The following is a 4,503-nucleotide window of genomic DNA, read 5'->3' as shown; positions in this document are numbered from 1 at the left end:
TCAGATATCGAGGGTGTTGTCGCGTTCCCAGTGGGAGAAGTGGTTCACGAAGGCGTTCCACTCCTGCATCTTGAGCTTGAGATATCCCGCCGAGAATTCCTCGCCCATGGCGGCCTTGAGGCCGGGATCGGCGTCATAGGCGCGGATCGCGTCGAGAAGGTTCAGGGGCAGCTTCGGCGCGCCCTCGATCTTGTGGCCCTCGGCATACATGTCGATGTCATAGCGCGGGCCCGGATCGGCGTTGGTCTTCAACCCCGAGAGCCCCGCGGCGATGATCACGGCCTGCAGCAGATAGGGGTTCACCGCCCCGTCGGGCAGCCGCAGCTCGAACCGGCCGGGGCCCGGCACGCGCACCATATGGGTGCGGTTGTTACCGGTCCAGGTCACGGTATTGGGCGCCCAGGTGGCCCCCGAGAGCGTGCGCGGCGCATTGATCCGCTTGTAGCTGTTCACCGTCGGGTTGGTGATGACCGCGAGCGCCGAGGCGTGCTTCATGATGCCGCCGAGGAAGGCGCGGCCGCTGTCCGACAGGCCGAGCTCCTTGGTGTCATCGGCAAAGGCGTTCTTGCCGGTCTTCGTGTCCCACACCGAGATATGGGCGTGGCAGCCGTTGCCGGTCAGGCCCTGGATCGGCTTCGGCATGAAGGTCGCGCGCAGCCCGTGCTTTTCCGCGACCGATTTCACCATGAACTTGAAGAAGCTGTGCTTGTCGGCGGTGGCCATCGCGCCGTCGTATTTCCAGTTCATCTCGAACTGGCCGTTCGCGTCCTCGTGGTCGTTCTGATAGGGCTCCCAGCCGAGCTCGAGCATGTAATCGCAGATTTCCGCGATCACGTCATAGCGGCGCATCACCGCCTGCTGGTCGTAGCAGGGCTTCGCCGCGGTGTCGGCCGCATCCGAGATCGAGAGCCCGTCGGGGGTGAGCAGGAAGAACTCGGGCTCGACGCCGGTCTTCACCTCGAGCCCCATCCCGGCGGCCTCGGCGATGAGGCGGGACAGCACGTTGCGCGGCGCCTGCGCAAGGTCGGCGCCCTCCATCACGCAATTCGAGGCGACCCAGGCCACGTCCTTCTTCCAGGGCAGCTGGATCACCGAGGGCGCGTCGGGCACGGCGAGCATGTCGGGATGCGCCGGCGTCAGGTCGAGATGCGTCGCGAAGCCCGCAAAGCCCGCACCGTCGGCCTGCATGTCGGCAATCGCCGAGGCCGGCACCAGCTTCGCCCGCTGCGCGCCGAAGAGGTCGGTGTAGGAGATCATGAAGTATTTCACGCCCTTTTCGCGGGCGAAGGCGGCAAGATCGGTCATCGTCGTTTCCCTGTTGCGGCCTCTCGGGCCTCGCGGGCCTTGTGGCCCTTTTCACGTGACGGAGGATCGGCTCGGGCGGGTCGCCCCCGCCCGTCCGCTCAGAACCCGGCCTGGCCGGGGATCCAGCTGGTGCCCGCAAGCGGCACACCCGCCATCGCCGCCGCCTCGATCGTCAGCGCGCACAGATCCTCGGGCTCGAGATTGTGGACATGGCTCTTGCCGCAGGCCCGCGCGATCGTCTGCGCCTCGAGCGTCAGCACCGCGAGATAGTTGCGCAGCCGGCGCGCCGCCTCGACCGGGTCGAGCCGCTTCATCAGCTCGGGGTCCTGGGTGGTGATGCCGGCCGGGTCCTTGCCCTCGTGCCAGTCGTCATAGGCATCCGCGGTGGTGCCGAGCTTGCTGTATTCGGCCGCCCATTTCGGATCGTTCTCGCCAAGGGCGACGAGCGCCGCGGTGCCGATCGAGACCGCATCGGCGCCAAGCGCGAGGGCCTTGGCCACATCGGCACCGGTGCGGATGCCGCCCGAGACGATCAGCTGCACCTTGCGGTGCATGCCCAGATCCTGCAGCGCCTTCACCGCCGGCCGGATGCAGGCAAGCGTCGGCTGGCCGACATGCTCGATGAACACATCCTGCGTCGCCGCGGTGCCGCCCTGCATGCCGTCGAGCACCACGACATCGGCCCCCGCCTTCACCGCGAGCGCGGTGTCATAGTAAGGCCGCGCGCCGCCGACCTTGATGTAGATCGGCTTTTCCCAATTGGTGATCTCGCGGATCTCGAGGATCTTGATCTCGAGATCGTCGGGCCCGGTCCAGTCCGGGTGCCGGCAGGCCGAGCGCTGGTCGATGCCCACGGGCAGGTTGCGCATGCCCGCGACCCGCTCGGTGATCTTCTGGCCCAAGAGCATGCCGCCGCCGCCGGGCTTGGCGCCCTGGCCGACCACGATCTCGATCGCATCGGCGCGGCGCAGATCGTCGGGGTTCATCCCGTAGCGGCTCGGCAGATACTGATAGACGAGCTTTTCCGAATGGCCGCGCTCCTCGTCGGTCATGCCGCCGTCGCCCGTGGTGGTCGAGGTGCCGGCCATCGTCGCGCCGCGGCCGAGCGCCTCCTTCGCCGGGCCCGAAAGCGCGCCGAAGGACATGCCGGCAATCGTCACCGGGATCTTCAGCTCGATCGGTTTCTTGGCGAAACGCGTGCCGAGCACCACCCCGGTGCCGCATTTCTCGCGATAGCCCTCGAGCGGATAGCGCGACATCGAGGCGCCAAGGAACAGCAGGTCGTCGAAATGCGGCATCTTCCGCTTCGCACCGCCGCCGCGGATGTCATAGATGCCGGTCGCCGCGGCGCGCCGGATCTCGGCGTTGATCTCGGGCGAGAAGGTCCAGCTGTCGCGCGGCAGGGTCTGGGGGGTCTTGTCCATGGGTCGGGTCCTCAATACGCCGAGGCGTGGTCGACGTGGAAATTGTAGAGCGTGCGGGCAGAACCGTAGCGTTTGAACTCCTCGGGCTTCGCCGGCGCCCCCGAGCGCTCCAGAAGCTCGGCCAGGATCGCCAGATGCTCGGGCCGCATCTCCTTCTCGATGCAATCGGCACCGAGCGACTTGACCGAGCCGCGCACGAAGAGCCGCGCCTCGTAGAGGCTGTCGCCAAGCGCCTCGCCGGCATCGCCCAGCACCACCAGATTGCCCGATTGCGCCATGAAGGCCGACATGTGCCCGACGTTGCCATAGACCACGATGTCGATGCCCTTCATCGAGATGCCGCAGCGCGAGGACGCATTGCCCTTGATCACCAGAAGCCCGCCATGGCCGGTGGCGCCCGCATATTGGCTCGCGTCGCCCTCGATGATGACGGTGCCCGACATCATGTTCTCGGCCACGCCCGGCCCGGCCGAGCCCGTCACATGCACGGTGGCCTGCTTGTTCATCCCCGCACAGTAATAGCCCGTCGAGCCCTTCACCGTGACCTCGATCGGCGCATCGAGGCCGACGGCCACGGCATGCGCGCCCTTCGGATTCTCGATCACCCAGGCGGTCTGGTTGGTGCTGGCGGCCTGCGCCTGCAGCGCGGCATTCAGCTCGCGAAGGGCCGTGGTGGACAGGTCGATCGTCTGCATGATCAGCGCTCCCAGAAGTAGACGGTGGCGGGTTCCGGTTCCCAGACCCGCGCGGCCTCGATCCCCGGGAGTTTGGCGAAGGCGCGGTATTCCGAGCCGAAGGCGACGTACTCCTCGGTCTCGGCCATCACCGCGGGCTTGCACGCGATCGGGTCGCGCACCACGCCGAAGCCATTCTTCGTGCCGACGACGAAGGTGAAGAAGCCGTCGAGATCCTCGAGCGTGCCCTCGAGCGCCTCGCCGAGGTTCGCGCCCTCGGCAAGCCGCGAGGAGATGTAGCAGGCCGCCACCTCGGTGTCGTTCTGCGTCTGCGGCGCAAAGCCCTTCGCGCTCAGCACCCGGCGCATCGCATTGTGGTTCGACAGCGAGCCGTTGTGCACCAGGCACTGGTCGTCGCCGGTCGAGAACGGATGCGCCCCCATCGTGGTGACCGCCGATTCCGTCGCCATCCGGGTGTGGCCGATGCCATGGCTGCCCGCCATCGCCCGGATCCCGAACCGCGCCGCCACGTCCTTCGGCAGCCCGACCTCCTTGAAGATCTCCATCGCAGATCCGACGCCCATCACCCGCAGGCCCGCCTCGGCCGCGAAGGCCCGCGCCGCCGCCTCGGTCCCGGCCGGGATCGTCAGCACCGCATGGGTGTCGATCACCGCCACCCCGACCGGCGCGCCGAGCGCCGCGCCAAGCGCCGCCTCGAGCCCGGCGAACGCCGTCTCGGGCGTGTCCGACTGGACCGTCATCTTCAGCCCCTCCGACGCATCGCCATAGATCGCGATCCCGGCACTGTCAGGGCCGCGGTCGGTCATGGTGATCAGCATGTCGGTGAGCATGTCCCCGAGCCGGGGGCGCAAAGCGTCCTTCTTCAGAAAGAGGCCAACGATGCCACACATGGTCTTCTCCGTTCAGCTTCGGCTTGAGCCGTCACGGATTGACTAGCAGGCAATTTATTTTCTTCGCAATTCATTTTGCCTCACGAGAAGAAGAATTTCTCACGATGCAAATCGTGCCGCTTTTCCGGGCAGTTTTCCCCGCACCTCACCCCGCCCAAGCCGCAATTCCGGGCAGATCACCCCTCACGC

The 4,503-nt window shown here is 67.0% G+C and carries 4 protein-coding genes; all 4 read right to left on the bottom strand.

Annotated elements, in window-relative coordinates; translation table 11 throughout:
• Positions 1-1,305, bottom strand: coding sequence for a type III glutamate--ammonia ligase (gene glnT, locus DYS74_RS18270; RefSeq protein WP_121535051.1), 1,305 nt, complete (start codon positions 1,303-1,305; stop codon positions 1-3).
• Between the two features lie 98 nt (positions 1,306-1,403).
• Positions 1,404-2,729 (bottom strand): FMN-binding glutamate synthase family protein, encoded by a 1,326-nt coding sequence (locus tag DYS74_RS18265; RefSeq protein ID WP_121535050.1) that lies wholly within the window; start codon positions 2,727-2,729, stop codon positions 1,404-1,406.
• A gap of 11 nt (positions 2,730-2,740) precedes the next feature.
• Positions 2,741-3,424, bottom strand: a complete 684-nt coding sequence (locus DYS74_RS18260) for a GltB/FmdC/FwdC-like GXGXG domain-containing protein (RefSeq protein ID WP_121535049.1) — start codon at positions 3,422-3,424, stop codon at positions 2,741-2,743.
• A gap of 2 nt (positions 3,425-3,426) precedes the next feature.
• Positions 3,427-4,314, bottom strand: a complete 888-nt coding sequence (locus DYS74_RS18255) for a class II glutamine amidotransferase (RefSeq protein WP_121535048.1) — start codon at positions 4,312-4,314, stop codon at positions 3,427-3,429.
• Between the last annotated feature and the right edge of the window lie 189 nt (positions 4,315-4,503).

Source organism: Paenirhodobacter hankyongi (genome assembly GCF_003664585.1).
Classification (GTDB): Bacteria; Pseudomonadota; Alphaproteobacteria; order Rhodobacterales; family Rhodobacteraceae; genus Rhodobacter; species Rhodobacter hankyongi.
Note: the sequence above shows the minus strand (reverse complement) of the source record. Positions and strands in the feature narration are given on the sequence as shown.

Coding starts and splice junctions, on each gene's coding strand:
- DYS74_RS18260 (WP_121535049.1), bottom strand. CDS start 3,424: ATGCAGACGATCGACCTGTCCACCACGGCCCTTCGCGAGCTGAATGCC.
- glnT (WP_121535051.1), bottom strand. CDS start 1,305: ATGACCGATCTTGCCGCCTTCGCCCGCGAAAAGGGCGTGAAATACTTC.
- DYS74_RS18255 (WP_121535048.1), bottom strand. CDS start 4,314: ATGTGTGGCATCGTTGGCCTCTTTCTGAAGAAGGACGCTTTGCGCCCC.
- DYS74_RS18265 (WP_121535050.1), bottom strand. CDS start 2,729: ATGGACAAGACCCCCCAGACCCTGCCGCGCGACAGCTGGACCTTCTCG.